The 25,168-nt window shown below is 60.9% G+C and carries 22 protein-coding genes and 2 tRNA genes; 12 read left to right on the top strand and 12 right to left on the bottom strand.

The features are described 5' to 3' along the window. Window positions 1-169 precede the first annotated feature (169 nt). A tRNA-Met gene (locus J3D60_RS15420) sits at window positions 170-246 on the bottom strand. A 269-nt stretch (window positions 247-515) separates the two neighbouring features. Then, window positions 516-592 (bottom strand) — tRNA-Met (locus J3D60_RS15415). Between the two features lie 281 nt (window positions 593-873). Here J3D60_RS15415 and dinB point away from each other — a divergent pair. Next, window positions 874-1,932 carry a DNA polymerase IV gene (gene dinB / locus J3D60_RS15410; protein WP_027605471.1) on the top strand — a complete coding sequence of 353 codons (1,059 nt, stop codon included), beginning with the start codon at window positions 874-876 and terminating at the stop codon, window positions 1,930-1,932. A gap of 64 nt (window positions 1,933-1,996) precedes the next feature. Here the strand turns inward: dinB and J3D60_RS15405 are convergent, their stop codons facing one another. The 4 genes from J3D60_RS15405 to J3D60_RS15390 all read right to left on the bottom strand — a co-directional run bounded on the left by J3D60_RS15405 (window position 1,997) and on the right by J3D60_RS15390 (window position 6,780). Beyond that, window positions 1,997-2,950: a hypothetical protein gene (locus J3D60_RS15405; protein ID WP_253491913.1), complete on the bottom strand. Its 954-nt coding sequence runs from the start codon at window positions 2,948-2,950 to the stop codon at window positions 1,997-1,999. Between the two features lie 20 nt (window positions 2,951-2,970). Further along, the gene (locus tag J3D60_RS15400; RefSeq protein WP_253491911.1) at window positions 2,971-4,686 is read right to left on the bottom strand and encodes a proline--tRNA ligase; all 1,716 of its coding nucleotides are present in this window, start codon (window positions 4,684-4,686) and stop codon (window positions 2,971-2,973) included. A 155-nt stretch (window positions 4,687-4,841) separates the two neighbouring features. Beyond that, the gene (locus J3D60_RS15395; protein ID WP_065939210.1) at window positions 4,842-6,374 is read right to left on the bottom strand and encodes an AmpG family muropeptide MFS transporter; all 1,533 of its coding nucleotides are present in this window, start codon (window positions 6,372-6,374) and stop codon (window positions 4,842-4,844) included. Window positions 6,375-6,417: 43 nt separating this feature from the next. Further along, window positions 6,418-6,780, bottom strand: coding sequence for an MGMT family protein (locus J3D60_RS15390; RefSeq protein WP_253491909.1), 363 nt, complete (start codon window positions 6,778-6,780; stop codon window positions 6,418-6,420). Window positions 6,781-6,924: 144 nt separating this feature from the next. On the opposite strand from J3D60_RS15390, the gene J3D60_RS15385 reads away from it, so the two are divergent. From J3D60_RS15385 to groL, 5 genes are all read left to right on the top strand, one after another. Then, the gene (locus J3D60_RS15385; RefSeq protein ID WP_027605476.1) at window positions 6,925-7,932 is read left to right on the top strand and encodes a DUF481 domain-containing protein; all 1,008 of its coding nucleotides are present in this window, start codon (window positions 6,925-6,927) and stop codon (window positions 7,930-7,932) included. Window positions 7,933-8,025: 93 nt separating this feature from the next. Further along, window positions 8,026-8,757, top strand: a complete 732-nt coding sequence (locus tag J3D60_RS15380; protein WP_065939207.1) for a HugZ family protein — start codon at window positions 8,026-8,028, stop codon at window positions 8,755-8,757. Window positions 8,758-8,823: 66 nt separating this feature from the next. Further along, window positions 8,824-9,300 (top strand): FxsA family protein, encoded by a 477-nt coding sequence (locus J3D60_RS15375; RefSeq protein ID WP_024077215.1) that lies wholly within the window; start codon window positions 8,824-8,826, stop codon window positions 9,298-9,300. A gap of 247 nt (window positions 9,301-9,547) precedes the next feature. Continuing rightward, a complete protein-coding gene (groES, locus tag J3D60_RS15370; protein WP_003175874.1) occupies window positions 9,548-9,844 on the top strand; it encodes a co-chaperone GroES in 297 nt (98 codons plus the stop codon). A 50-nt stretch (window positions 9,845-9,894) separates the two neighbouring features. After that, on the top strand, window positions 9,895-11,541 hold the full coding sequence (groL, locus tag J3D60_RS15365; protein WP_065939206.1) for a chaperonin GroEL: 1,647 nt from the start codon (window positions 9,895-9,897) through the stop codon (window positions 11,539-11,541). A gap of 78 nt (window positions 11,542-11,619) precedes the next feature. Here groL and J3D60_RS15360 read toward each other — a convergent pair whose 3' ends face one another. Continuing rightward, window positions 11,620-12,339: a phosphatase PAP2 family protein gene (locus tag J3D60_RS15360; RefSeq protein WP_253491907.1), complete on the bottom strand. Its 720-nt coding sequence runs from the start codon at window positions 12,337-12,339 to the stop codon at window positions 11,620-11,622. A 51-nt stretch (window positions 12,340-12,390) separates the two neighbouring features. Next, window positions 12,391-14,340 (bottom strand): LTA synthase family protein, encoded by a 1,950-nt coding sequence (locus tag J3D60_RS15355; protein ID WP_253491905.1) that lies wholly within the window; start codon window positions 14,338-14,340, stop codon window positions 12,391-12,393. A 201-nt stretch (window positions 14,341-14,541) separates the two neighbouring features. Here J3D60_RS15355 and colR point away from each other — a divergent pair, with 201 nt between their 5' ends. The 5 genes from colR (at window position 14,542) to J3D60_RS15330 (ending at window position 18,312) form a co-directional block, all read left to right on the top strand. Beyond that, the gene (colR, locus tag J3D60_RS15350) at window positions 14,542-15,225 is read left to right on the top strand and encodes a two-component system response regulator ColR (protein ID WP_027605482.1); all 684 of its coding nucleotides are present in this window, start codon (window positions 14,542-14,544) and stop codon (window positions 15,223-15,225) included. Beyond that, complete coding sequence (locus tag J3D60_RS15345) at window positions 15,215-16,495, top strand: HAMP domain-containing sensor histidine kinase (RefSeq protein WP_065939203.1); 1,281 nt, start codon at window positions 15,215-15,217, stop codon at window positions 16,493-16,495. Before colR ends, J3D60_RS15345 begins: the two co-directional genes overlap by 11 nt. 188 nt (window positions 16,496-16,683) lie before the next feature. Beyond that, entirely contained in the window at window positions 16,684-17,364 is a 681-nt protein-coding gene (locus J3D60_RS15340; protein ID WP_065939202.1) for a class I SAM-dependent methyltransferase, read from the top strand. Window positions 17,365-17,368: 4 nt separating this feature from the next. Then, window positions 17,369-18,088, top strand: a complete 720-nt coding sequence (locus J3D60_RS15335; protein WP_065939201.1) for a lipopolysaccharide kinase InaA family protein — start codon at window positions 17,369-17,371, stop codon at window positions 18,086-18,088. Beyond that, window positions 18,085-18,312, top strand: a complete 228-nt coding sequence (locus J3D60_RS15330) for a hypothetical protein (protein ID WP_027605486.1) — start codon at window positions 18,085-18,087, stop codon at window positions 18,310-18,312. Before J3D60_RS15335 ends, J3D60_RS15330 begins: the two co-directional genes overlap by 4 nt. A 121-nt stretch (window positions 18,313-18,433) precedes the next feature. Here J3D60_RS15330 and J3D60_RS15325 read toward each other — a convergent pair whose 3' ends face one another. From J3D60_RS15325 to J3D60_RS15315, 3 genes are read right to left on the bottom strand one after another with little or no spacing between them, the layout of a single operon-like run. Further along, complete coding sequence (locus J3D60_RS15325) at window positions 18,434-19,531, bottom strand: DUF1513 domain-containing protein (RefSeq protein WP_065939261.1); 1,098 nt, start codon at window positions 19,529-19,531, stop codon at window positions 18,434-18,436. A gap of 2 nt (window positions 19,532-19,533) precedes the next feature. Then, the gene (locus J3D60_RS15320) at window positions 19,534-20,598 is read right to left on the bottom strand and encodes an imelysin family protein (protein WP_065939200.1); all 1,065 of its coding nucleotides are present in this window, start codon (window positions 20,596-20,598) and stop codon (window positions 19,534-19,536) included. 31 nt (window positions 20,599-20,629) lie between these two features. Beyond that, a complete protein-coding gene (locus J3D60_RS15315; RefSeq protein WP_253491903.1) occupies window positions 20,630-22,069 on the bottom strand; it encodes a di-heme oxidoredictase family protein in 1,440 nt (479 codons plus the stop codon). Window positions 22,070-22,209: 140 nt separating this feature from the next. Here J3D60_RS15315 and J3D60_RS15310 point away from each other — a divergent pair, with 140 nt between their 5' ends. Beyond that, window positions 22,210-22,773 carry an NAD(P)H nitroreductase gene (locus tag J3D60_RS15310; protein WP_253491901.1) on the top strand — a complete coding sequence of 188 codons (564 nt, stop codon included), beginning with the start codon at window positions 22,210-22,212 and terminating at the stop codon, window positions 22,771-22,773. A 124-nt stretch (window positions 22,774-22,897) separates the two neighbouring features. Here the strand turns inward: J3D60_RS15310 and J3D60_RS15305 are convergent, their stop codons facing one another. Continuing rightward, entirely contained in the window at window positions 22,898-25,036 is a 2,139-nt protein-coding gene (locus J3D60_RS15305) for a methyl-accepting chemotaxis protein (protein WP_253491899.1), read from the bottom strand. Window positions 25,037-25,168: the final 132 nt, after the last annotated feature.

Raw genomic sequence — 25,168 nt, 5'->3', positions numbered from 1 at the left:
GGGGGCGGCGACTGCGGCCATTGGTCGTAGAGGCGTAAGCATAGCGTGCAATGAGATGGACTCTACAAACCGTGTACGGTTTCATGAAAGATGCCATGCCATTGTTTCAGAAGAACTTTTTCATCGGATACAAAAAAGGCCACTCTTTCGAGTAGCCTTTTTTGATGTTTGGTTGCGGGAGCCGGATTTGAACCGACGACCTTCGGGTTATGAGCCCGACGAGCTACCAGACTGCTCCATCCCGCGTCTGTGGGCGGCATTCTACAGCCAGATGGCGAGGTGTCAACCGTTAATGAGCCGATGGGTCAAATAAGTGTGAAATAGCTGAGATGCAACCTAAGTTCGCGATTGAAAACGCTTTTTGTAGTGAGCGGGCTTGTCCCGCGCCGGGCTGCGGAGCAGTCCGTGGTGAAGTGCACACTATCTTGTGTGGGGCTGCTTCGCGGCCCGGCGCGGGGCAAGCCCGCTCGCTAAAACAAAAAAGGCCACTCTTTCGAGTAGCCTTTTTTGATGTTTGGTTGCGGGAGCCGGATTTGAACCGACGACCTTCGGGTTATGAGCCCGACGAGCTACCAGACTGCTCCATCCCGCGTCTGTGTGTCGGCATTCTACAGAGGATCACCAGTGTGTCAACCGGTGAATCGAAGAAAAGCGCTTGTGGTTCAATCGGTTAGCTCTCCATGCAGAGCCGTTTGAGGGGTTCGGGCCAGAAGGGCCAAGGGTTTCAGCTCTATTGGGGCGCTAATTTCGATTGAGAAAATAAATTCATCTGGGAAATTTCCTACCGCTCAGACGGAAGATTCAAACTACTGGTGCTATATACAGGGGTGGATGCGATACTGCCCATCCGTTGGATTACACCCCTTTCTATTTATGACGCAGCGCAAAATCATCCACGTCGACTGTGATTGCTTCTACGCCGCCATTGAGATGCGCGATGACCCGAGCCTGGCGCAAAAGCCCCTGGCAGTAGGTGGATCGGCAGATCGAAGGGGCGTGATCGCTACATGCAATTACGAAGCGCGGGCGTATGGGGTGCGTTCAGCCATGTCGTCGCGCCATGCCCTGAAGCTCTGCCCGGACCTGACCATCGTCAAGCCGCGCATGGATGCCTATAAGGAAGCGTCGAAGGAAATCCAGACGATCTTCCGCGACTACACCGACCTGATCGAGCCCCTGTCGCTGGACGAGGCCTACCTGGATGTCTCCGACAGCCCGCACTTTGGCGGCAGCGCCACGCGCATCGCCCAGGACATTCGGCGCCGGGTCTCCAACCAGTTGCACATCACCGTGTCCGCCGGCGTGGCACCGAACAAGTTTTTGGCCAAGATCGCCAGCGATTGGAAAAAGCCCAATGGCCTGTTTGTCATTACCCCGGATCAGGTCGAGGACTTTGTCTCCCAACTGCGGGTAAGCAAGTTGCACGGCGTGGGCAAGGTGACGGCAGACAAGCTGGCGCGCCTGGGCATCGAAGACTGCCTGCAATTGCGCGAATGGAACAAGCTGGCGCTGGTGCGTGAGTTCGGCAGCTTTGGCGAGCGCTTGTGGAGCCTGGCCCGTGGGATAGATGAACGTGTGGTGCAGAACGACAGCCGGCGGCAGTCCATCAGTGTGGAAAATACCTACGATGTGGATTTGCCGGATCTCTCAAGCTGCCTGGCGAAACTTCCAGAGTTGATGGAAACCCTGGCCGGGCGTATGGCGCGTATCGACAGCAGCTACAAGGCGGGCAAGCCGTTCGTTAAGGTGAAGTTTCATGACTTTACCCAGACGACGCTGGAACAGGCGGGCGCGGCGCGGGATCTGGAGAGTTATCAACAGTTGATGACCCAGGCGTTCAATCGCGGCGGGAAACCGGTGCGGTTGTTGGGGATTGGGGTGCGGTTGCTGGACCTGAGTGGCGGGAACGAACAGTTAGAGTTCTCCTGGTAGAAACCGGAAACAAATGTGGGAGGGAGCCCCCTCCCACATTTGGACCTGTAGCGTTTTCGAAGCCTCAGCGTGCTCCGGGATCCGCCACCAACCGCCCCGCATCCTTGGTCAACGCCTGCAGGAATTCCTGCTGCAACTCGGGATCATTGCGGGTCAGTTCGATCAGGCTTTGTTCCAGTTCGCTGGCTTCTTCCTCCAGGCCCAGCTCCGACAGGCGCTTGACCCGGTGCACCCACTGGCTGACTTCATCGTCTTCCAGGTCGTCGTAGATCAGGCCGTGGGCTTCCAGCAACTTGCCGCGCAGGGTGCTGCTGATCGCCAGGGTCGAGTCCGAGTGCACGTCGTCCTGGCCATCTTCCACGCTGATCTTCAAGGCCGTGACGCGGTTCAGGTCCTGCTCGGCAAACGGGCTGTCCAACAGGTTCAGGCGCAGCACGCCGTTGCGGTCGGTGGTCAGCTCATGGGTCTGTTTGCCGGCGGTGACCTGGACCGGGCGTTCGCTCCAGGGCAGGCTCGAATACTCCACGCGTTTGTCGCGCTGGACTTCATCGATACCCGCCAGGTTCTGTTGCGCGCGCCCATGGGATTGCACGTTCATGAACGGGTTGAGACCGTCCACGCCGTAGGTCAGCCAGTCGTGGGTCATGCTGGTCGGCAGGTTGCCGAGGGCGAAGATGTTCGCCACGTTGGCGCCCGCACCCGCGACCAAAGCCACTGCACCCAGGGGCATCTCATAGAGTTTGCGCCAGGGTTGGTAAGGCGTGTAGCGGTCGTAACGACGGGTGACTTCGAATTCGGTGACCTCAAAGGTCTTTTGCTCGTGAATACGAACCCGGCGTTGCGGCAGTTCCAGCACTTTGGGTTCGCCTACATCGATCTGCAGGCTGTGGTCGAGCAACTTACGCTCGACCCGCTCCTCGTGCTCACTGCGTTGCGACATCTGATTGGCGCAGCCGCTGACCAGCAGGGCGCCGCATAAGGCGGCGCCCCCCAGGGCTCTGGTGTTTCGCTTGAACATGACGTCTCTTGATCTGGTTTTCAGCGACGAATACGCGCCTGGAGGAAAGACAGCACGTCAGCCACCGGCAACGGTTGGGCTTCGGCTTCGGTCCGGCTCTTGTATTCCAGATTGCCATCGGCCAGGCCGCGGTCACTGACCACGATCCGGTGCGGGATGCCAATCAGCTCCATGTCGGCGAACTTGATGCCCGGGCTGGTTTTCTTGTCGCGGTCATCCAGCAGCACTTCAAAACCAGCGGCCGTGAGTTCGGCATACAGCTTGTCGGTGGCTTCGCGTACTTGCTCGGTTTCGTAACGCAGCGGTACCAGGGCCACCTGGAAAGGCGCGAGGGCGTCACTCCAGATAATGCCTTTCTCGTCGTTGTTCTGCTCGATGGCAGCGGCAACCACACGGGAAACGCCAATGCCGTAGCAGCCCATGTCGAGGGTGATCGGCTTGCCGTTCTCGCCCAGCACTTCGCACTTCATCGCCTTGCTGTACTTGTTGCCCAGCTGGAAGATGTGCCCGACTTCGATGCCGCGCTTGATTTCCAGGGTGCCCTTGCCGTCCGGGCTTGGGTCGCCAGCAACGACGTTGCGCAGGTCGGCCACGGTCGGCACCGGCAGGTCACGCTCCCAGTTCACACCGAAGTAGTGCTTGTCGTCGATGTTCGCGCCGATACCGAAGTCGCTCATCAGCTCGACCGAACGGTCGATGATGATCGGCAGCGGCAGGTTCAGCGGGCCGAGGGAACCGGCACCGGCGCCGATGGCGTCGCGCAGTTCGGCATCGCTGGCCATGACCAGCGGGCTGGCCACGCCAGGTTGCTGGGCGGCCTTGATTTCGTTGAGTTCGTGGTCGCCACGGATCACCAGGGCGATCAGCTTGCCTTCTTCTTCGGCATGCACGATCAGGGTCTTGATGGTCTTTTCAATCGGCAGATTGAATTTCTCCACCAGGGCCGCGATGGTCTTGGTTTCTGGCGTATCCACCAGGCGCAGTTCTTCAGTCGGGGCTGGACGGGAGGTTTCCCGTGGCACGGCTTCGGCTTTCTCGATGTTCGCCGCGTAGTCGGAACCGTTGCTGAACGCGATATCGTCTTCGCCGGACTCGGCCAACACGTGGAATTCGTGGGAGCCGGCACCGCCGATGGAGCCATTGTCCGCTTCAACTGCCCGGAACTTCAGGCCCAGGCGTGTGAACACGTTGCAGTAGGCCTGGTGCATGCGGTCATAGGTGACCTGCAGCGATGCCTGGTCGGCGTGAAACGAATAGGCGTCCTTCATGATGAATTCGCGGCCGCGCATCAAACCGAAGCGTGGGCGGATTTCATCGCGGAATTTGGTCTGGATCTGATACAGGTTCAGAGGCAACTGTTTATAGCTGCTCAACTCGTTGCGCATCAGGTCGGTGATCACTTCTTCATGGGTCGGGCCGGCGCAGAAGTCGCGGCCATGACGGTCCTTGAAGCGCAGCAACTCAGGGCCGTACTCTTCCCAGCGTCCGGATTCCTGCCACAGCTCGGCCGGTTGCGTGCTCGGCATCAACACTTCGAGAGAGCCGGCAGCGTTCATTTCTTCGCGAACGATGGCTTCGACCTTGCGCATCACCTTCAAGCCCATGGGCAGCCAGGTGTACAGGCCCGAGGCCAGTTTGCGAATCATGCCGGCGCGCAGCATCAGCTGGTGGCTGATCACGACCGCATCGGAAGGCGTTTCTTTCTGTGTGGCGAGCAAATATTGACTGGTACGCATGGTAGGCCGTTGTCGGTTGCTTGAACTTGAAATGACTTGGGATTGTACGGGCGCAAACTGCCGCCGTACAGGCATCAGAATGCAGGGCTGTCTGTAGGCGCAGAGCTTGCTTGCGATGGGGGCGCCGCGGTCTGGCTTTTAAAGGGCCCCCAGAATCAGTCCTCTACCGGCGGATTCAACCGCATCCGCCGATTCTCCTGATACCAGTGCAACGCAATCAGTAGCAGTGTCGGCACGCCCAGCATGCAGGTGATCAGGAAGAAATTGTGGTACCCGAATTTCTCCACCATCACCCCCGAGTAGCCGCCGATCAGGCGCGGCAGCAACAGCATGATCGAGCTGAGCAGCGCATATTGGGTGGCGGAAAACTTGAGGTTGGTCAGGCTCGACAGGTACGCCACGAATGCCGACGTGGCCAGGCCCGAGCTGAAGTTATCCAGGGAGATGGTAAAGATCAGCATCTGCAGGTCGGGGCCCATGTCGGCGAGCATCACGAACAGCAGGTTGGTCCCCGCCGACGCCACGCCGCCTATAAACAGGATCGGCAGGATGCCGAAGCGCACGATCAGCAGGCCGCCCATGCCGGCGCCGAGCAGGGTCATGATCAGGCCGAAGATCTTGCTGACCCCGGCGATCTGATCCTTGGTAAAGCCCTGGTCGATATAGAACACGTTGGCCATCACGCCCATCACCGTGTCGGACATACGATAGGTGGCGATCAGCCCCAGTAGCAGCAATGCCTGCCAGCGGTAGCGCAGGATAAAGTCGTTGACCGGCGTGAGCACCGGCGCCAGGCCCCGTCGGCCCATGGCCGAAAGGCACAGTGTGGTGAGAATGATATAGAGAATGGCGCGCAGGAACGCACGGTCGTCCATCAACAAGTCCCACAGGCTGACGCCCTGGAACAGCACGCTGGCGAAGTCGGTGTTGAACAGCTGGGTGAACATCGCCGGTACGGACACCAGCAACACGATCAGCACAAACACCGACACCAGTTGATGCACGAAGCTGTAGCGCCCGGCCTGCAACTGGGTGCGCAGCGGTACATTCGGTTCGCGCATGAACAGCGTGGTCAGCAGCGCCGGGATCATCAGCACGCCGAACAGCACATAGGTACCGGTCCAGGCCGAGTGCTTATAGTTGAAGCCGGTGGAGCCGAAGCCTTCGGCAAAGAACAGCGCACCGGCCGTGGCCAGCAGGGCGGCGATGCGGTAGCCGGACATATAGCTGGCGGCCAGGGCGGCCTGGCGGCTGTCGTCGGCGATTTCCAGGCGATAGGCGTCGACCGCGATGTCCTGGGTGGCGGAAGCAAAGGCCACCACGACGGCAATGGCGATCAGCCAGGACAGGTGTTTCTGCGGGTCGCAGAACCCCATGCCGATCAATCCGAGGATCACCAGCGACTGTGCAAGCACCAGCCAGGAGCGACGACGTCCGAGTTTACCGAGCAGTGGCAGGCGCCATTGGTCGAGCAGCGGCGACCAGACCCATTTGAAGGCATACGCCAAACCGATCAGGCTCGCATAGCCGATGGTCTCGCGGGCCACACCGGCCTCACGCAGCCACACCGAAAGCGTCGAGAACACCAACATGTAAGGCAAGCCGGCGGCAAAGCCGAGCAACAACAGCACTAACGTCGAGGGGCTGGCATAGGCGGCGAGCGCGGCGCGCCAGGTTTTACGGGGCATGGGCTGGAGTCTGCCTCAGATTCACGGAAACAAAGCGCGCACTCTAACCGCTGTGCTCTACCGGGCGCCAGCCATGGCGCTGAATATCCACGCGATTGTTGCGCACCGTGACGCCCTCATCGCGCAAGCGGGCCCGTTGCTCGTCGCCCGAGGCGCTGCCCACCGGCAGACTTATCCGACCACCGGCACCCAGCACGCGATGCCAGGGCAATGTGGTGCCCTCGGGAAGTTGGCTCAAGGTGCGACCCACCCAGCGCGCGGCGCGTCCCAGCCCGGCCAGTTGCGCCAGCTCGCCGTAACTCACCACGCAACCGGCGGGGACTTGCGCCAGGGTCAGGTACAGCGCGGTGCGGCGCCTTTCGGCGGGGGGTTGTGGGGCATCGGCAGGCTGATTCACTGTGGGCATATCCGTTGGGATTGTCGGTCTTTTGTAAGAAACGTCTGTAAGTATGCTGTTGAGAATTGAACTCAACACAAATCCTTGAGTCAGTCCTAGCTATCTAACACGATAATCGCCCCTTTTCGCCAACCTTGAGCTCCCTATCCGCTTATGTTGTCCAGAACCCTGCTGTGCCTCGCTGTCTTCAGTGCCTCCACGCCCCTGCTGGCCGATACCGTCTGGTTAAAAAACGGTGACCGCCTGACTGGCAAGATCAAGGTCTTCGACGGTGGCAAGCTGCTGATCCAGACCGACTACGCCGGCGCCATTCCGGTGGACTGGAAACAGGTGAAAACCCTGGAGAGCGACCAGGAACTGCTGGTCAAGCAGGACGCCTACACCGGCGAGAAGGCCAAGTCCCTGCAGGCGGCGGACGATGGCAAGGTGGTGCTGGCCAATGGCGAGGCGCCCAAGACTGTCGAGCTGGCAAGTATCCAGCAGATCATCAAGCCCAAGCCGGTGATCGAAGACCTGGTGTGGAAGGGCAATGTCGACATGGCGCTGGACTACAAGCGCGCCGAAAAAGACACCAACGACTACGACATCGACTTCAAGACCACCGCGCGCCATGGCCAATGGCGCCATACCGGGCAGGGCGAATACAACCGCGAGTTCCAGGACGACGTCACCACCACCGACAACTGGGCGCTGGAGTATGACCTGGACCGCTTCATCACCGAGCACTGGTTCTGGCAGGGGCGCCTGACCTACAAGCGCGACAAGGTTGAAGACCTGGCGCGTCAACGTACCGTCGGTACCGGCCCGGGCTACCAGTTCTGGGACGACGAGCTGGGGGCGTTCTCCCTCGGCTCGCTGGTCAACCGCACCGATTACGAGTACGCCGATGGCGGCAAGGACAACTTCTATTCCCTGGCCATGAAGTGGAACTACAACCGCTACCTGGTGGGCAAGACCGTTGAGTTCTTCACCAATGGCGAGGTAGGCAAGCCTATCGACGGCCCCGCCGAGTACTCCCTGGATGCGGAAATGGGCCTGCGCTACAAGGTGACCGAGTGGGCATCGCTCAACCTCAAGGCCGAGCGCGACGTGATCAGCGGCGATTCGGAAAGCAGCCTGAGCAAGACCCGCTATACCGCAGGCTTCGGCGTCGCCTGGTAATCGAGCCCTGGCAACCGGCGCGTAGATTGATTACCTTGTGTTGAGATCCATTCCCATACGCTATGGGCGGCTGAATACCCGAGGAGTCATACGTTGAGCGCGCAGGTTGCCAAGAACGCCCGAGAGCTGTTGCTCAAGGAATACCGTGGGGCTCTCTCCACACTGTCCAAGGCCATGCCCGGCTTTCCGTTCGGCTCGGTCGTGCCGTATTGCCTCGACGAGCAGGGCCGCCCGCTGATCCTGATCAGCCGTATCGCCCAGCACACCCATAACCTGCAAAAAGATCCCAAGTGCTCGCTGCTGGTCGGCGAGCGCGAAGCGGATGACGTGCAGGCCGTGGGGCGCCTGACCTACCTGGCCGAAGCCGAGAAACTCGACGACCCTGCCGCCATCGAAGCGGCGGCCGAGCGCTATTACCGTTACTTCCCCGATTCGGCCAACTACCACCAGGCCCACGATTTCGATTTCTGGGTGCTCAAGCCGGTGCGCCACCGTTATATCGGCGGGTTTGGCGCGATTCACTGGATCGACCAATTGACCCTGGCCAACCCCTTCGCGGGCAAGGCCGAGCGCAGCATGGTCGAGCACATGAACAGTGACCACACCAAGGCCATTGCCCATTACGTCGAGTTGGCCGGCTTGCCTGCTTTCGAACCTGCGCAATTGGCCGGCATCGACAGCGAAGGCCTGCATCTGCGCATCGGCCAGGCTTTGCACTGGCTGCCGTTTGCGGCGTCTTGCAACACGCCGACACAAGTACGCGAAGCCCTGGTTTCATTGGCCCACGCCGAGGTCTGGCCGAAAAAAGCCGCCGCTGAAGCTTGAATTCACGAAATGGCGACGTCATCTAAGGTGGACTGGCAAGGCATTCTTGCGTTGAGGAACCTTTTGATGCGCCCTTTTTTATTGCTCTTTCTGCTGTTCCCGGTGTTGGAGCTGTTCGTATTCGTTCAAGTCAGCGGTGCGATCGGGTTTTTCCCGGCCCTGTTGCTGATCATTCTCGGCTCGATGCTCGGCGTCCTGGTGCTGCGCGTCGCCGGCCTGGCTACGGCGCTGCGTGCCCGTGAGAGCCTGAACCGCGGCGAACTGCCGGCCCAGACCATGCTCGAAGGCCTGATGATGGCGTTGGCGGGCGGCCTGTTGATCCTGCCGGGCTTTATCAGCGACGTAGTGGGACTGGTGATGCTGCTGCCGTTCACCCGCAAATTGCTCGCGGGCAAGATGCGCCAGCGCGCCGAAGAGGCCGCGATTCGCCAACGTGCGTTCGCCGACGACCTGCAACCCCGTGGCGGCCCGGCTCCGCGCCAACCGTTGGGGCGAGAAGGCGACGTGATCGAAGGCGAGTTCGAACACCGCGACAGCAAATAACCGCTTCACTGGCACGGCACCTTCGGGTGCCGTGTTGCTTTTATAGGCTGGCAGACGCAAAAAAAATCATCGCCGGCCCCTTGTAATAAGCTTATGCGCCCTTATGTAACGGTCACCGCAAGGTTTCTGGTGGCGACACCGGACAGACTTCCGTGTTTCGCCCAGCGAACCGCGACCGGCACTGCCGGAATACAACCCGCCGGTATCGATACCGGCCGATGAAAAACACAATTAGGAGAGATCGACAATGAGCAAGCTTCGTCCTCTGCACGACCGCGTCGTAATCCGTCGCAGCGAAGAAGAAAAGAAAACCGCTGGCGGTATCGTTCTGCCAGGTTCGGCTGCTGAAAAAGCCAACCACGGTGTGATCGTCGCTGCAGGCCCAGGCAAGACTCTGGAAAACGGTGACGTACGTGCGCTGGCCGTTAAAGTCGGTGACAAGGTTGTATTTGGCCCTTACTCCGGCAGCAACACTGTGAAAGTCGACGGCGAAGACCTGCTGGTTATGGCTGAGAACGAGATTCTCGCCGTTCTGGAAGACTGATTTCCCCGCTCATTTTCCCGTTACTACAAAGTATTTAAGGAATATCGATCATGGCTGCTAAAGAAGTTAAATTCGGCGATTCCGCCCGTAAGAAAATGCTCACCGGTGTCAACATCCTGGCTGACGCAGTAAAAGCGACCCTGGGCCCGAAAGGCCGTAACGTGATCATCGAGAAGAGCTTCGGCGCTCCGACCATCACCAAGGACGGCGTTTCCGTCGCCAAAGAAATCGAACTGGAAGACCGTTTCGAAAACATGGGCGCGCAGCTGGTCAAAGACGTTGCCTCCCGTGCCAACGATGACGCAGGCGACGGTACTACCACCGCCACCGTTCTGGCTCAGGCCATCGTCAACGAAGGCTACAAGGCCGTTGCTGCCGGCATGAACCCGATGGACCTCAAGCGCGGCATCGACAAGGCCACCATCGCCATCGTCGCTGAGCTGAAAAACCTGTCCAAGCCTTGCGCCGACACCAAGGCTATCGCCCAGGTAGGCACCATCTCCGCCAACTCCGACAGCTCCATCGGCGACATCATTGCCGAAGCCATGGAAAAAGTCGGTAAAGAAGGCGTGATCACCGTTGAAGAAGGCACTGGCCTGGAAAACGAACTGTCGGTTGTCGAAGGCATGCAGTTCGACCGTGGCTACCTGTCCCCGTACTTCGTCAACAAGCCGGAAACCATGGTTGCCGAGCTGGACAGCCCGCTGATCCTGCTGGTCGACAAGAAGATCTCCAACATCCGCGAAATGCTGCCAGTGCTGGAAGCCGTTGCCAAAGCCGGCCGCCCACTGCTGATCGTTTCCGAAGACGTTGAAGGCGAAGCCCTGGCGACCCTGGTTGTGAACAACATGCGTGGCATCGTTAAAGTCGCAGCCGTCAAGGCTCCAGGCTTCGGCGACCGTCGCAAGGCCATGCTGCAGGACATCGCCGTCCTGACCGGCGGTACCGTTATCTCCGAAGAGATCGGCCTGAGCCTGGAAAGCGCCACCCTGGAAAACCTGGGTAGCGCCAAGCGCGTGACCATCTCCAAGGAAAACACCATCATCGTTGACGGTGCTGGCGTTGACGGCGACATCCAATCGCGCATCACTCAGATCCGTGCCCAGGTTGCCGAGACGTCCTCGGACTACGACCGTGAAAAACTGCAAGAGCGCCTGGCCAAGCTGTCCGGCGGCGTTGCAGTGATCAAGGTTGGCGCGGGTTCCGAAGTTGAAATGAAAGAGAAGAAAGCCCGCGTTGAAGACGCCCTGCACGCAACCCGCGCAGCCGTCGAAGAAGGCGTGGTACCTGGCGGTGGCGTTGCGCTGATCCGTGCCCTGGAAGCCCTGACCAACCTGACCGGCGACAACGCTGATCAGAACGTCGGTATCGCTGTGCTGCGTCGTGCGGTTGAAGCACCGCTGCGTCAGATCGCTGCCAACTCCGGCGACGAGCCAAGTGTTGTGGTCAACGAAGTCAAGAACGGCAAAGGTAACTACGGTTACAACGCTGCGACTGGCGTCTACGGCGACATGATCGAAATGGGCATCCTGGACCCTACCAAGGTGACTCGTTCCGCGCTGCAGGCCGCAGCTTCCATCGGTGGTCTGATCCTGACCACCGAAGCTGCAATCGCTGACAAGCCGAAGGCTGAAGGCTCGACTGGCGGCGGTATGCCAGACATGGGCGGCATGGGTGGCATGGGCGGCATGATGTAAGCCAGCCTTACCCCTGTACTGAAAAAGCCCCGCCTGCAGTGATGCAGGCGGGGCTTTTTTGTGGGCGCTGCCTTGGCTTCAGGTGGGCGTTGCGCGCGTGGAGGGCCGGTACAGCAACAGGCAATACAGCCCCAGGCAGATCAGCCAGCAGAAAATTGCCGTCCACACGTTATGGGAAAAGAAGTGTGCGCCTTGCATCATACGGCTGATGGAAAACACGCTGCCCAAGCCGACGGCGAAGATGAATGCGTAGCGCGACATGCGCGGCTGCCGGTCACGCAGTGCAAAAAACAAGGCGAACAAGGCGAACCCGGTGGCGGCATGACCGCCGGGCCAGCAGCGCCCGGGTTTATCGGTGGGCGGGCGAGGGCTCAGCAGTTTGCTGTAGGTTTCCTGACCTCCGAATTCCTGGACGCTCCACGGGCACTGGACGCCGGTGATGGTTTTCAGCGGAGCGACAAACGCGGTCGCCAGCCCGAGTGACAGCACCAGGCAGCCCAGTTCACGACGGTAGGGTTTGAGCCGTCGGAGGATAAACGTGCCGGCAAACCCCAGCATCGCCAGGACCGAGAATAGGATGACCAACTGTTTGGCACGGTCATGCAGGATGTCTTCGAGGAAGAAACTGTAACGCCCGATGAAACCGCCCTCCGCGCCGTTGTAGAACAGCTTGGCGAGGTCCATGTCCAGCGAGGTCAGTTCCAGCAACAGCAATAGGAGCGCAGCGCCGCCGGGGATGCCCAGGCAGAGCCTTAGGTTGAGAGGTTTGGAGACGGGGACGGCGGGGGTGGTTCCCATGGTGGACCCTGGTGAAAAACGTCCCGTACTGACCTGTACGGGACGTTTTGGTTAGCGCGTGCTCAGTGCCGGGGCCTCTTCCTTGGGCGCTCTCCAGCTCAGTAACTGTTGTTTGAAGTCATAGCTGGCGGCCTGGTAGTAGGTGATCGCCCGCTGGATCAACGGGTCATCGCTGCCGACCCGCAACTCCTGGCTCTCACCCAGGGCCTGGTCGTGGCGGCGCAGGCCCAGGCGTGGGCTGAGAATGGCCAGGTCCTTGCCGTCGAACAGGCCCAGGTGCTGGTAGTTGCCGATCACGACCCGAGGTGGCAGTGGGTTGCCCTGCAGCAGGTTGCGACCAAAGAAGGTGGATTCGTAGCTCAGGTTGAGCAGGCCCAGCAGCGTGGGCGCCAGGTCGATCTGGCTGGCCAGTTGTGCGCTTTCCCGTGCGTCGATCAGCTTGGGTGCATAGATGAACAGCGGAATCTGGTAGTTGGTGATGGGCAGGTCTTCCTTGCCTGCGCTGCCGGCGGTGTGGTCGGCGACGAAGATGAAGATCGTGTTATCGAACCAGGGTTTTTGGCGGGCGGCTTCCAGGAATTGGCCGATGGCGTGGTCGGTGTATTTCACCGCGCCGTCGCGGCCATTCCCGGATTTGATGTCGATACGCCCATCCGGGTAGGTGTAGGGGCGGTGGTTGGAGGTGGTCATGAGTTGCAGCAAAAAGGGTTGCTGCTTGGCGTAGTCGGTGTCGGCCAGTTTCAGGGTTTGGTTGTACAGGTCCTCGTCAGCCATGCCCCAGGCGTTCTTGAACGAGATTTCTGACTCGGGCACGCTGCTCTGGTCCACGACGCGATAACCATTGCCGCTGAAAAACGCGTTCATGTTATCGAAGTACCCGCGCCCGCCGTACACAAACACGCTGTCGTAACCGACGGCCGTGAGCTGTTGCCCCAGGCTGGCGAAGCCGCTTTCACGACCGATGCGCTTGACGATCGAGCGCCCGGGCGTGGGTGGAATCGCCAGGGTGATCGCCTCCAGGCCACGGTCGGTGCGGGTGCCGGTGGCATAGAAATTATTGAAATACAGGCTTTGTTTACGCAGCGCATCCAGGTTAGGCGTGAGGTTGCGCTCGTCGCCGTTGCTGCCCATGTACTTGGCGCTGAAACTTTCGATGGTCACCAGTACGATATTGGGTTTGCGCGGCGTGCCCGGGTTGGTGATGGCGCGGCGGATATCCAGCGGGTCCTGGCCGATAAAGCGGGCGTTGGGGTCGCTCAGCTCTGCACGCAGTTGCGTGGCGATAACCTCAGTCGGCAGGGTTTTGTAGAACTGTGGGTAATCCAGTTCGTTGTTACGGAATGCGGCGAAAAACTGATACGGACCATTGCTGGCCAGTTCGTTCTTGTAGGCGTTACCACCCTGGGCTCGCGGGCTGTCCTGGCTGATCAGCTGCAGGCTGAGGCCAGCAATCACCAACAGGGCCAGGGCATTCACCAGGCGACCGCGCATCGGCGGCAGTGGGGCGCTCATCGCTGCATTGAACGGTTTGCGCAAGGCCAGGCTCAAGACAATCGCCAGCATGGCGAGCAGGCTCAGCAGTTTGCCGATCGGGTAGGACTCGAGCAGGTTGTTCAACACCTCGTCGGAGTACACCAGGTAATCGACGGCAATGAAGTTGAAGCGCACGCCGAACTCATCCCAGAACAGCCACTCGGCCACCGAGGTAAACAGCATGGCAAACAGGCTGACGGTGAGCACGGCCTGCAGGAACCAGCGGTGACCGCGCCGGCGCCACAGCGCGGGCGGGCACAGCAGCAAATACAGGCCCAGCGGCAGTGCCGCGTAGGCCAGGAAGCCCAGGTCGTATAGCAGGCCCACGCCAAACACCGGCAGCAGGTTGCCGCCGACTTCATCCAAATGGGTGATGAGCAGCACGCTGCGGGTGAGCAGGAAAATAACCAGCCAGGCACCGGTTACCAACAGCAAATAGCGCATTGGCGCCGTCTTGAGCAACCCCATGTCCATGTTCCTTATATCAATGGGGGGCGATCTTCTGCCTGACACTGTAGTCAGTTTGTGAAGCTATAGTGAAAAACTCGTTGGTAGGCCGAATCGGTTGAAAACCTTTATTGGCACGCCTTTCCGCTCTATCCCTGAGCCACACTTGGCCTTAAGCTGCGCGAGCCAACACGGCCGTTACCGCGTACGGAGACACTGCCCATGCGAATTCTATTGGTTGAAGACAACCGCGATATTCTGGCCAACCTGGCCGACTACCTGGGGCTAAAAGGCTACACCGTGGACTGTGCGCAGGACGGTTTGTCGGGCCTGCACCTGGCCGCCACCGAGCATTACGACTTGATCGTGCTCGACATCATGCTGCCTGGCATCGATGGCTACACCTTGTGCAAGCGCCTGCGTGAAGACGCCCGCCGCGACACGCCGGTGATCATGCTCACCGCCCGCGACCAGTTGGATGACCGGCTGCAGGGCTTCAAGTCCGGTGCCGACGATTACTTGCTCAAACCGTTTGCCCTGTCGGAACTGGCCGCGCGCATCGAAGCGGTGCTGCGCCGTGCCCAAGGTGGCGGTCGCCGCGCCCTGCAAGTGGCCGATCTGAATTACGACCTCGATACCCTGGAAGTGACCCGCGAAGGGCGCCTGCTCAAGCTCAACCCGGTCGGTCTCAAGCTGCTCGCGGTCTTGATGCAGAAAAGTCCCCACGTACTGCGTCGGGAAGTGCTGGAAGAGGCGCTGTGGGGCGATGACTGCCCGGACAGCGACAGCCTGCGCAGCCACGTGCACCAATTGCGCCAGGTGATCGATAAGCCGTTCGCCAAGCCGTTGCTGCAAACCGTGCATGGTGTGGGTTACCGCCTGGCCGAGGGCCGTGATGGAGTTTAAGCAAAGCCTTGCCCAGCGCATCATCATCGCCTTTGCCTTGATGAGTGCGTTGGTGGCGGGGGCCTTCGCCATGGGCATCGTCGCCACCGTGCACCTGGTGGAAGAGAAATTGATCTCGGCAGGCTTGGGCGGTGACCTGCAGCGCCTGCTGCTGATGGACACCGTCGAGGACTGGCGGCACCGCCCCGAGCCCGACCAGCTGTTTTACTTCAGCGGTGGCCCCGGGGATTTTGAATTGCCCAAGGACCTGCGGCATCTGGAACCAGGGTTTCATGAGGTGTTTCGCGAGGCCCTGTCGTACCACGCCATGGTCGAAGTGGTCGACGGTCGGCGCTATGTGCTGCTGCAGGATCAAAGCGATTTCGAAGAGCGCGAGCGCGTGCTGTTTGCCGTGGTGCTGGTGGGCTTCGTGCTCAGCCTGGCGCTGGCGGTATTCCTCGGCTGGGTGCTGGCCCGTAAAGTGATGGCGCCGGTGGTGCGCCTGGCCCGCCAGGTGCGGCATCGCGACCAGTTGCTGGGCCTGGCGCCGCCCCTGGCCCCGGACTACGCGGCCGACGAAGTGGGTGAGCTGGCGGTGGCCTTCGACGCCACGCTGGGGCGCCTGCGCCAGGCATTGTCCCGCGAGCAGTTGTTCACCAGCGATGTCAGCCACGAACTGCGCACGCCTTTGATGGTGCTGGCCAGCTCCTGCGAATTGTTGCTGGAAAACCCGGCTATCGATCAGCGTGGGCGTAACCAGGTCGAGCGAATCGCCCGGGCCTGCGAAGAAATGCGCGAACTGGTGCAAACCTTCCTGATGCTGGCCCGGGCTCAGCATGATGACGGCAGCATGTCACCCAAGGTCAATCTGTCCCAGGTGGCGGATGATCTGCTCGGCATCTGGCGCGAGCCCATCGAGCACAAGGGTCTGGAGTTGATCTACCAGCCGGGCAACCCGTTGGATACGCGCTACAACGCGACCTTCCTGCATGCCGTGATGGGCAACCTGTTGCGCAATGCCCTGCATTACACCGAAAGCGGCTTCATCCGGCTGACCCTGGAGCCGACCGGGTTTGTGGTGGAAGACAGCGGCGTCGGCATTCCCGAAGACAAGCGCGAAGCGATGTTCGAGCCGTTCGTCCGCGGCAGTGAGAAGCGCGGTGAGGGCCTGGGGTTGGGGTTGTCACTGGTCCAGCGCATCTGCGAGAACCAGGGCTGGAGCGTTACCCTCAGCACCGTGGAGCCCAATGGCTGTCGCTTTCATGTTCAGTTGAGTCAGGTCAACGCCTGACCGGTCCCTCTGCCGTTATCCTGCCAGAGATCCCCGTAAATCGGCGAAGATGGCCCCATGATATTGCTTGTGTCTGTAAAGTCTTGAAATGTATGGGATTGGACAGGACAAGTTTTTCACAAGGGGTTGACCTGTTGATCACAGGACGCTGCTTAAGGTTGTAGGCATCAGCAACTGGAGATCCGTTGATGCCTACCCCGATCAAGCTCGAATTTTCCGAAAAGTACGACGACCAGCACGCCCACGAATATTTGCTCAAGCATCAGGACAATCTGGCGCGCCGGTTGTCACACAAACGCGACGAGCAACTGGCCCGTGGCGCGTTGGCGATGGCCGGCGAGCCAGGCCTGGTGCTGGACCTGCCGTGTGGCGCCGGGCGTTTCTGGCCGCTGCTGGCGGAAAAACCCAACCGTGTGATCATCGGCGCCGACAACTCGGCCTCCATGTTGAAGGTAGCGACGGCCGCCCAGCCCGCAGAAGTGGTGAAACGGGTACGGCCCTTGCAGACATCTGCCTTCGATATCGATTTGCCGGATAACTCGGTCGACAGCATTTTCTGTATGCGCCTGCTCCACCACATTGGTGACCCGGCGCACCGTCAGGCAATTCTGCGGGAGTTTCAGCGGGTTACCCGCGACAGCGTGATCATTTCGTTGTGGGTCGATGGCAATTTCAAAGCCTGGAAACGCAAGCGTCTGGAAGGAAAGCGTCGCAAGACAGGTGAGCAGGAAGGTTACCAAAACAGATTTGTGTTACCGGCTGCTACTGTTGAATCAGAGTTCGAGCAAGCCGGTTTTCGTGTTCAGGACTCCCTGGACTTCATACCGCTCTACGCCATGTGGCGGGTGTATGTATTGCGCAAGAGGTAACAGGATGGCAGTTGAGTGCGTAGCAGGCAGTCACGTAGCTCCCGAAGAACGCTTCGATTATTTCTGGCGTCAGCAAGGCGAGTGGGTCGAAGAGCCCAATCGCCGGCGTGGCGGTGAAAGTGGTGTACAGCGTGTACTCAGCGCCAATGGCCGTTTGCTCTACAGCAAGCGTCAGACGGGCCATATCTACCGCAGTTGGCTGCATCCGTTTGGACGCCCAACCGTATTGCGCGAGCGCGATGCCCTCAAGGGCCTGCGACTGCTGGATGTTCGCGTGCCCGAAATGGTCTTTTGTGAGGCGCGTCGTGACCCCGAGCACCGCTGGAAGGCACTGCTGGTGACCGCCGCGCTCGATGGCTTCGACGAAATTGAAAACTGGTACGCCGCCGGTGGTCGCGAACAGTATGGCGAGCAGGTGCACGAGCGCTTGCTCAAGGAGTTGGCCGCTACCCTGGCCCGCATGCACAAGGGACGCTGGCAGCACGGTTGCCTGTACATCAAGCATATTTTCGTGCGGGTGACGGGCGAGGGCGACTCGGCCCAGGTGGAAGTGGCGCTGCTGGACTTCGAGAAATGCCGCCAGCGCTTGACCGCTTATCGGGCAGCCTCCCATGACATGTTGCAGCTGCGTCGCCATTCGTCGTGGAACAGCACCGACTGGGAAAAACTCAGCTACTTTTATGAAGCGGCGTTTGGCAGCGCTATCAAGGGTTTAACCAGATGAAGCTAGAAATAGCACGAGGTCTGTTCCTGGTCGGGGCGATGGGCATTGCGGCCCTGGCCCTGGCCGCATGGGAGCAACCTCGCACACAGGTACTCAGTGCGGTGCAAGGCGGCGGGCAATGCCTGTTGCCCCGCGTCGCCAAGGCGAGTGCGGCGGTCAAGCCTGATCATGAGTTGCTGTTGTTCATGTTTGGGATGTCTCAAGGGATGAGGCCGCAAAGTTGAAACGATTCAAACCCCCGAAGAAGGGCCTTGCGATGCGAGGCCCTTTTTTTTGCCTTTCAAACCTTATCCGCAAGGCGTCTGCTACGGGGGCGCGATGTTGGCTAGACGGTATCTACGCAGCTCAGATCAGATGCAGGTGGTTATCCCAGAGCCCTGCGGGTAATTCCAACGGTTTGGCGACCAACTGTTTCTGGCGGCAATCGTAGTAGCGGCAACGGCCTTGGCCCGAGGTGACGACAAACCCGTCCGCCACTGCGCCGACGCCTGCGCAGTCGGGCAGCGGTCCATCCAGGCGCAGCTCGGCAGTGTCCATGTCCCAGATAAAGAAGCGGTTGCCACGGGGTGCGGTCAACGCCACCAGGCGCAATTCGCTGTGTACGGCGACGCTGGCGGTGTAATGCCCCATGGCCTGCAACTGCTCATCGGCCACAGGGAACGCCACGAACGGCTGGCCCGGGCGCTTGATCGCCAGCAACTCGGAGCGCTCCTGGGACGGCCCCATGAACTGCTGGCCGGTGAGAAGGGTGCCATCGCTGGCGATGCCCATATGGCGCACGCTGTTCATCTGCTGGCCGAGGGTTTCCTTGCTGATCAGCGTGCCGTCACGGTGCATCAGCACCAGGCTCGGTTCCATGGCGTTGAGGTTCATCTCCACGCGGCTTTCGGCTTCGGTGCGAATGCCGCCGTTGGCCACCGCCAGGGTTTCGCCGTCGGGCATCCACGACACCTGGTGTGGGCCGATGCCATGGGTGGAGATCTCGCCGCTGTGCACCAGGCGCTCGCCTTCGAACTTGTACACACCGAGCAGGCCACGGCCGGGGTCGGACGTATCGTTCTCGGTGGCGTACAGCCAATCGCCGCTCTTGTGGATGACCGCATGGCCATAGAAGTGGCGGTTGGCGTTCGAGGTGATGGTTTGCAACAGTGCGCCATTACGCAGGTCGATCAGGTAACTCTCAGTGCCCGGGCGGCGGGCAACAAACAGCGCAATCGGCAGCGTCGGGTGGTTGATGATGTCGTGGCAGCGCTGGCCAACCTGGGTGGCGAACACCTGCTTGCCGTCCAGCTGAAAGCCCACGGCATAGTGCTTGCCGTCTGCATCATCGCGCGCCGACAGCAGCAGCGGGCGCTTGTCCTTCCCTTTGAACAGCGTCCAGCCACCCAACGTGAGTGCGCTGAGCAGCACGCTGCCGATCGCCAAAGCCTGTCGCCTGAGCATCATCAGTCACCGTCGTTGGCATTGAAGCCCAATTGGATCCCCAGCGCCTTGGCCAGCTCGCCTTCGTGCAGGCGGTGGACGACGTTGAGGCTGTCGTAGATGTCGTTGAGCTGCTGGCGCCCGGCGTCATCGTTCAACAGTTCGTTGAGGGTGCGCTGGTTGCTGGCGAACAGTTTCAGCGCGGCGGCATAGGCTGCGTCGATCTTGTCGGCCAGCGGCTTCTGGTCCGCCGGCAGCAAACCACGCAGGCCCTTGTTGTCCACGCCGACCCACACGGTCTGGGCGGCGGCGAGGCTGGCTTCCAGGCTTTGCAGGGACGACTGGCTGCGCCATGCATCGGCCTGGAACGGCTGCGGGATACCCTTGGTCTGGCGGCCCATGGGCGTGCCGAGTTTTTTCTTCAGGGTGTCCAGTGCGGTCACTTGTACGCGCAGCAGATCGGCGATGGCTTCGTGGGAGTCAGCGTAGCGCTGGTTCGGGAACTTGCTCATCTGCGCGAGCATGCCGTCGGTGCTGTTCCAGCTGGCCAGGATCTCTTCGGCCAGGGCTTTCTGGCGCTCACCGATGGCCACCAGCAGCGGGCAGTAACGGGCTTTCTGCGCCTCGTCGGCGATGTCGGTCTTGGCGTCGTAGAGGATGTATTCGTAGGCCGACAGGCCCTGCACCACCACGCTGGACTTGGCCAGTGCGGTGCCGTCGATCTGCGGCTGGGCGGCGACCAGTTGCTCGACCTGGCGGCCCACCAGGTTCTTCTTGTCCGGCCAGAACTGCACCTGCCACGAGCGGTTGCCCTCGGCCAGCGGGCCGATCAGCAGCGGTTGCAACTCGGCCCAGGCTTTTTGCGCGTGGAGGAAGTCGGCGCGGGCAGTGTCCAGGCTTTCCTTGCCCTGGCAGTAGGCCAGGGCGCTGACGGCCAACTGGCGGTCGGCTTCGACCCAGCGGCTGTAGGTCGGCAGGATCACCTGCTTGGCGATCGCCGCCGAGGTCACGGCTTGCGGGTCTTGTGGCGAGCAGGCGCCCAGGGCGAGGGCGGCCAGGCTGGTGAACAACAACTTGGGACGGAACATGTCGAGCTCCCTTCTGTAATTGGGGCGAAGCTTATAAAGAATTCAGGAACGCCAGCAACGCAGCACGCTGCTCGGCATTGAAGGACAACACATGCTGCTGCGCCGCTTGTGCTTCGCCGCCGTGCCACAGCACGGCTTCGAGCAGGTTGCGGGCGCGGCCGTCATGCAGGAACTGGGTATGGCCACTGACGGTCTGCGTCAGGCCGATGCCCCACAACGGCGGCGTGCGCCAGTCGCGGCCACCGGCCTTGAATTCCGTGCGGTTGTCGGCCAGGCCTGGGCCCATGTCGTGCAACAGCAGGTCGCTGTAGGGGCGAATCACTTGGTTGGCCAACTCGGGTTCGGCGGCATTTGCAGCGGTGGTGAACGTCGGTTTATGGCAACCCTGGCAACCGGCCTGGTAGAACAGGTTTTTCCCGGCCAGCACCTGCGGCGTGTCGACGTCGCGGCGCACGGGCACTGCCAGGTTGCGCGTATAGAACAGCACCAGGCGCAGGATGTTATCGCTGACTTCCGGCTCGCCATCGGGGCCATTGCCGTTGGGTGCCTGTTTGCAGGCGACTTGGGCGTCGGTGCAGTCATCGAAGGGTCTCAGGGAGGTGGTGAGGCCCATATCACCAGAGAACGCGTGAACATTTTGTTGATTGAGGTTGGGTTGCCCGGCTTTCCAGCCAAAACGCCCGAGTACGGTTTTTTGCTCGGCGTCATCCCAGACCCGATTCGCGCGGCCGACGAGGGCTTCCTTGTCGGCGGTCTGCGGGTCGGTATTGCGCAGGATGTCCGCGTCGCTGATAGCTTCGAGCAGGCCCAGGCCGATCATCGGCGGGGCGATGCGCGCGGAAAACCGTGTATCCGGGTGCATCGGGCCATAGCCGAGCTGGGTGATTTGCAGGTCGGGCTTGCGCAGCTCGACGACGGTGCCGTCCTTGAAGGTGACGTTGACCGGCGTGTAGTCGACGCGCACCTTGCCTTCCGGCGGCACGCCGGGCACCGCCATGTCTTGCAGTTGCCCGCCGTAGACGGGCTCGGGTACCACCCCGACTTGCTCGATGAGCTTGGCGTAGGGCGGCTGGTCCTGGATAGACAGGGGAATCGACAGGCGCACCAGCATCGACACCGCATTGGCCGCGTCGGGCAGCGGCGGGTGGCCGCGGCCGTCCTTGATATGGCAGTTCTGGCAGGCGTTGGTATTGAACAGCGGGCCCAGGCCATCGCGGGCGGTGGTGGTGGACGGCGCGATCACCCAGGGGCTGCGAAAGAAGCTGTTGCCCACGCTGAAATCCAGGCGGCGCGTGGGCGACAGGTTGGCCGAGGGCAGGGAAAACGCATTCTGGTCGCGCTTGTTCACCGTCGTCGCGCCGCCCGCTCGCGCTTCACCCGGCTCGGCCTTGGTGAAGCGTGGGGCGTCGTCGCAGGCGGCCAGGCTCAAGGCCATCAACGCTGCGCACAGGCGAAAAAGCGAACGAAACATCGAGTTTCCCGGACCAAGGCTGAAAATAAGGTCGCAAAGTCTAACAGGGCGGGGCGGATTGAATAAGAGCAATTATCGTTTGGTGGCATCCCGATTCATTCCCGCTAGAATGACCGCACATTTTTTTCTGGAGGTGGCCAATGCAGGCTCTCGACGCTTTGCTCAACCGTGTTTCCGTGCCGCGTTTGCTGGAACCGGCACCGACCCAGGAGCAGCGCGATGTGCTGTTCGCCGCAGCCATGCGTGCGCCCGACCACGGCCAACTGCGCCCTTGGCGTTTCCTCACCGTGGAAGGTGCTGCCCGTGAGCAGATGGGCACGCTGTTGGCCGAAGCCGCTCGCCTGCAAGACACCGATGCCCCGCAAGCTGCCATCGACAAGGCCCAGAACGGCCCCTTGCGCGCGCCGCTGGTGGTGGTGGTGATTGCCCGCCTGCAGGAGCACTTCAAGGTGCCCAAGTCTGAACAACTGTTGGCTGCCGCCTGCGCGGCCCACGGCATTCTGCTGGCGGCCTACGCCCAGGGGATTGGTGCGGTGTGGCGCACGGGTGAGTTGTCCTACTCGGCCCATGTGGCCAAAGGCCTGGGGCTGACGGCGGATGAGGAAGTGATTGGCTTCCTTTATTTGGGGACACCGCAGAACCCACCGCGTACGGCGCCGAAGGAAGATGTGGCGGCGTTTGTGCAGGCCTGGACGGGTCTCTAAGCAGTAGGCGGTCAAAATGTGGGAGGGGGCTTGCCCCCGATTGCAGTGTGTCAGTCAACTCATCGGTAGCTGACACATCGCTATCGGGGGCAAGCCCCCTCCCACATGGGGCCCGTGGTGTTTCTTAAACCTTGAACTGATCCATGAGTTTCATCTGCTGGCTGGCCAACGCATTGAGCTGGCTGCTGATGGCCGCCGACTCGGTGGCCTGGCCGGTGAGGGTTTCGGTCACGGTGCGGATCGCCGAGACGTTGCGGTTGACCTCTTCGGCCACGGCGCTTTGCTGCTCGGCGGCGCTGGCGATTTGCAGGTTCATGTCGCTGATCACCGTCACGGCATCACTGATCTTGCCCAGGGCCTGCGCGGCTTGATGGATCTGCCCGGCGTTACTCTGGGCCTGGCTCTGGCTCGAGTGCATGGTTGCCACCACGCCACGGGTGCCGCTCTGGATGCGTTCGATCACCTGGCGGATTTCCTCCACCGAATCCTGGGTGCGCTTGGCCAGGTTGCGCACTTCGTCGGCCACCACCGCAAACCCCCGGCCGCTTTCCCCGGCGCGTGCGGCTTCGATCGCCGCGTTGAGCGCCAGCAGGTTGGTTTGCTCGGCAATGCTGCGGATCACTTCCAGAACTGAACCGATCTGCTCGCTATTGACCGCCAGGGCTTCGACTTCGCCCACCGCCTTGCTGACTTCTTCGGCAAGGGTGGTGATGTCGCGGGTGCTCTGCTCGATGATCGACATGCCTTCACGGGCCGAGTGGTCGGCGCCGCGTGCCGCGCTGGCGGCATTGGAGGCGCTGTTGGCGACGTCATGGGCGGTGGCGCTCATTTCGTTGGACGCCGTGGCCACCTGGTCGATTTCGCGGAACTGCACCTGCATGCCTTCGCTGGTCTGGCGTGCGATGGCCGAGGACTGGTCAGCCGTGCCACGGGCTTCGGTGATGCTTTGCTTGATCTGCGCGATGGTCGGTTGCAGCTTGTCGAGGAAGCGGTTGAACCAGTTCACCAACTCGCCCAGTTCATCTTTCTTGGCATAGGCCAGGCGCTGGGTGAGATCGCCGTCGCCGCTGGCGATGTCCTTGAGCATGGCGGCGACGCTGTTGATCGGGCGGGTCACGCCGGTGGCGGTGAGCCAGATCAGCAGCAAGCCGAGCAGGCCGGCGGCGGCGCCGACCAGCAAGGCCTTGAGCGTGCCGCTGGCCTGGGCTGCGTCGAGCACGCCTTGAAGTTTCATGCTGTCGGCAAGCATCACGTGTTTGGGTAGTTTGATTACTACGCCCCAGGCTTTGGCATCGGCAATGGGCTTGACCGGGTAAACCGCGCGGATGGTGTCGCCTTGTTCGCGGTTGACATAGCTGCCACTGGCGAGCAGTTGCACGATCTCCTTGCCTTCTGCACCGAGGGTGTCGACCAGGTTTTTCCCAACCTTGGCGGGCTCGCCACTGTAGGCAGCAATCAGACCGGTGCTGGAAATGATCTCCAGGTGCGCCGCACCGTCGAACAACTCTTTTTGTGCGGCGTCCGTGCTAGCTTGCAGGGTGTTGAGGGCGATATCGACACCGACCACGCCGATGACTTTACCGCCCACGATCATCGGCAAGGAGATGGTGGTCATCAGTACCGGTGTGCCGGTCACTGTGTCTTCATATGGGTCCAGCAGGCAGGTGCTTCGGGTGTCCCGGGGGCAGGTGTACCAAATGTTGTAGGGTGTTCCGCTGAGGTTGAGCGTGGTCTTGGTCAGGTCTTCCTCGAGCATGATGGTGTTCAAGGCTTCACCGCCGACGCGGTTCCAGTAGCTGGAGAAGCGGCCTTTTTCGTTGGACGCGCGGGACTTGTCATTGGCGAACTCGCTGTCCTTGCCGTCCAGGCCATTGGGCTCGAACGCCAGCCAGATGCCGAGCACTTTGCTGTTGCGTTCGAAGGTGGTTTTCAGGCTCTGGTTGAGTTCTTCACGCAAGGCGCCGGGGTCCAGCGAGCGCTTGGTGGCCAGGTTGCGCAGGTCTTTGACCTGATCGGCGATGGCCGTGATCACGGTAAGATTTTCGCCAAAGGTTTTCTGCAGCAGCACGGCTTGCTCCGCTGCCTTGGCTTGCAGCAGGTTCTGCACGCTGCTGGTGAGCATTCGCGAGCTTGAATCGCTGATCAGATGGTCGTTCTGGTCGGTTTCGTAAAGGTTGATGCTGATGATCAACGCTATTACGCCCAGCAGACATAGCCCGGACAGCAGCACGATTTTCAAGCGTATGGAGAGGGTGTCGAACATAGGTTCACTCGCGAATGGGCGTGTGGAAATGCATGCAATACAGGGCCAAGTCCATTCAGCGCTATGTCTGAAACATCGGCGTAACAAATCAATTCATGAGAGATAGGCGATGGGCGGTAGGAAAGCGGCTAC

Source organism: Pseudomonas sp. S3E17 (assembly GCF_024168685.1).
GTDB lineage: Bacteria > Pseudomonadota > Gammaproteobacteria > Pseudomonadales > Pseudomonadaceae > Aquipseudomonas > Aquipseudomonas marginalis.
The sequence above is the reverse complement of the archived record's forward strand: the minus strand, read 5'-3'. Positions and strand labels throughout refer to the sequence as shown.

Coding starts and splice junctions, on each gene's coding strand:
- J3D60_RS15355 (WP_253491905.1), bottom strand. CDS start 14,340: ATGGGGTTGCTCAAGACGGCGCCAATGCGCTATTTGCTGTTGGTAACC.
- J3D60_RS15405 (WP_253491913.1), bottom strand. CDS start 2,950: ATGTTCAAGCGAAACACCAGAGCCCTGGGGGGCGCCGCCTTATGCGGC.
- J3D60_RS15305 (WP_253491899.1), bottom strand. CDS start 25,036: ATGTTCGACACCCTCTCCATACGCTTGAAAATCGTGCTGCTGTCCGGG.
- dinB (WP_027605471.1), top strand. CDS start 874: ATGACGCAGCGCAAAATCATCCACGTCGACTGTGATTGCTTCTACGCC.
- J3D60_RS15360 (WP_253491907.1), bottom strand. CDS start 12,339: ATGGGAACCACCCCCGCCGTCCCCGTCTCCAAACCTCTCAACCTAAGG.
- J3D60_RS15330 (WP_027605486.1), top strand. CDS start 18,085: ATGAAGCTAGAAATAGCACGAGGTCTGTTCCTGGTCGGGGCGATGGGC.
- J3D60_RS15340 (WP_065939202.1), top strand. CDS start 16,684: ATGCCTACCCCGATCAAGCTCGAATTTTCCGAAAAGTACGACGACCAG.
- colR (WP_027605482.1), top strand. CDS start 14,542: ATGCGAATTCTATTGGTTGAAGACAACCGCGATATTCTGGCCAACCTG.
- J3D60_RS15320 (WP_065939200.1), bottom strand. CDS start 20,598: ATGTTCCGTCCCAAGTTGTTGTTCACCAGCCTGGCCGCCCTCGCCCTG.
- J3D60_RS15390 (WP_253491909.1), bottom strand. CDS start 6,780: ATGCCCACAGTGAATCAGCCTGCCGATGCCCCACAACCCCCCGCCGAA.
- J3D60_RS15345 (WP_065939203.1), top strand. CDS start 15,215: ATGGAGTTTAAGCAAAGCCTTGCCCAGCGCATCATCATCGCCTTTGCC.
- J3D60_RS15315 (WP_253491903.1), bottom strand. CDS start 22,069: ATGTTTCGTTCGCTTTTTCGCCTGTGCGCAGCGTTGATGGCCTTGAGC.
- groL (WP_065939206.1), top strand. CDS start 9,895: ATGGCTGCTAAAGAAGTTAAATTCGGCGATTCCGCCCGTAAGAAAATG.
- J3D60_RS15395 (WP_065939210.1), bottom strand. CDS start 6,374: ATGCCCCGTAAAACCTGGCGCGCCGCGCTCGCCGCCTATGCCAGCCCC.
- J3D60_RS15385 (WP_027605476.1), top strand. CDS start 6,925: ATGTTGTCCAGAACCCTGCTGTGCCTCGCTGTCTTCAGTGCCTCCACG.
- J3D60_RS15375 (WP_024077215.1), top strand. CDS start 8,824: ATGCGCCCTTTTTTATTGCTCTTTCTGCTGTTCCCGGTGTTGGAGCTG.
- groES (WP_003175874.1), top strand. CDS start 9,548: ATGAGCAAGCTTCGTCCTCTGCACGACCGCGTCGTAATCCGTCGCAGC.
- J3D60_RS15325 (WP_065939261.1), bottom strand. CDS start 19,531: ATGCTCAGGCGACAGGCTTTGGCGATCGGCAGCGTGCTGCTCAGCGCA.
- J3D60_RS15310 (WP_253491901.1), top strand. CDS start 22,210: ATGCAGGCTCTCGACGCTTTGCTCAACCGTGTTTCCGTGCCGCGTTTG.
- J3D60_RS15400 (WP_253491911.1), bottom strand. CDS start 4,686: ATGCGTACCAGTCAATATTTGCTCGCCACACAGAAAGAAACGCCTTCC.
- J3D60_RS15335 (WP_065939201.1), top strand. CDS start 17,369: ATGGCAGTTGAGTGCGTAGCAGGCAGTCACGTAGCTCCCGAAGAACGC.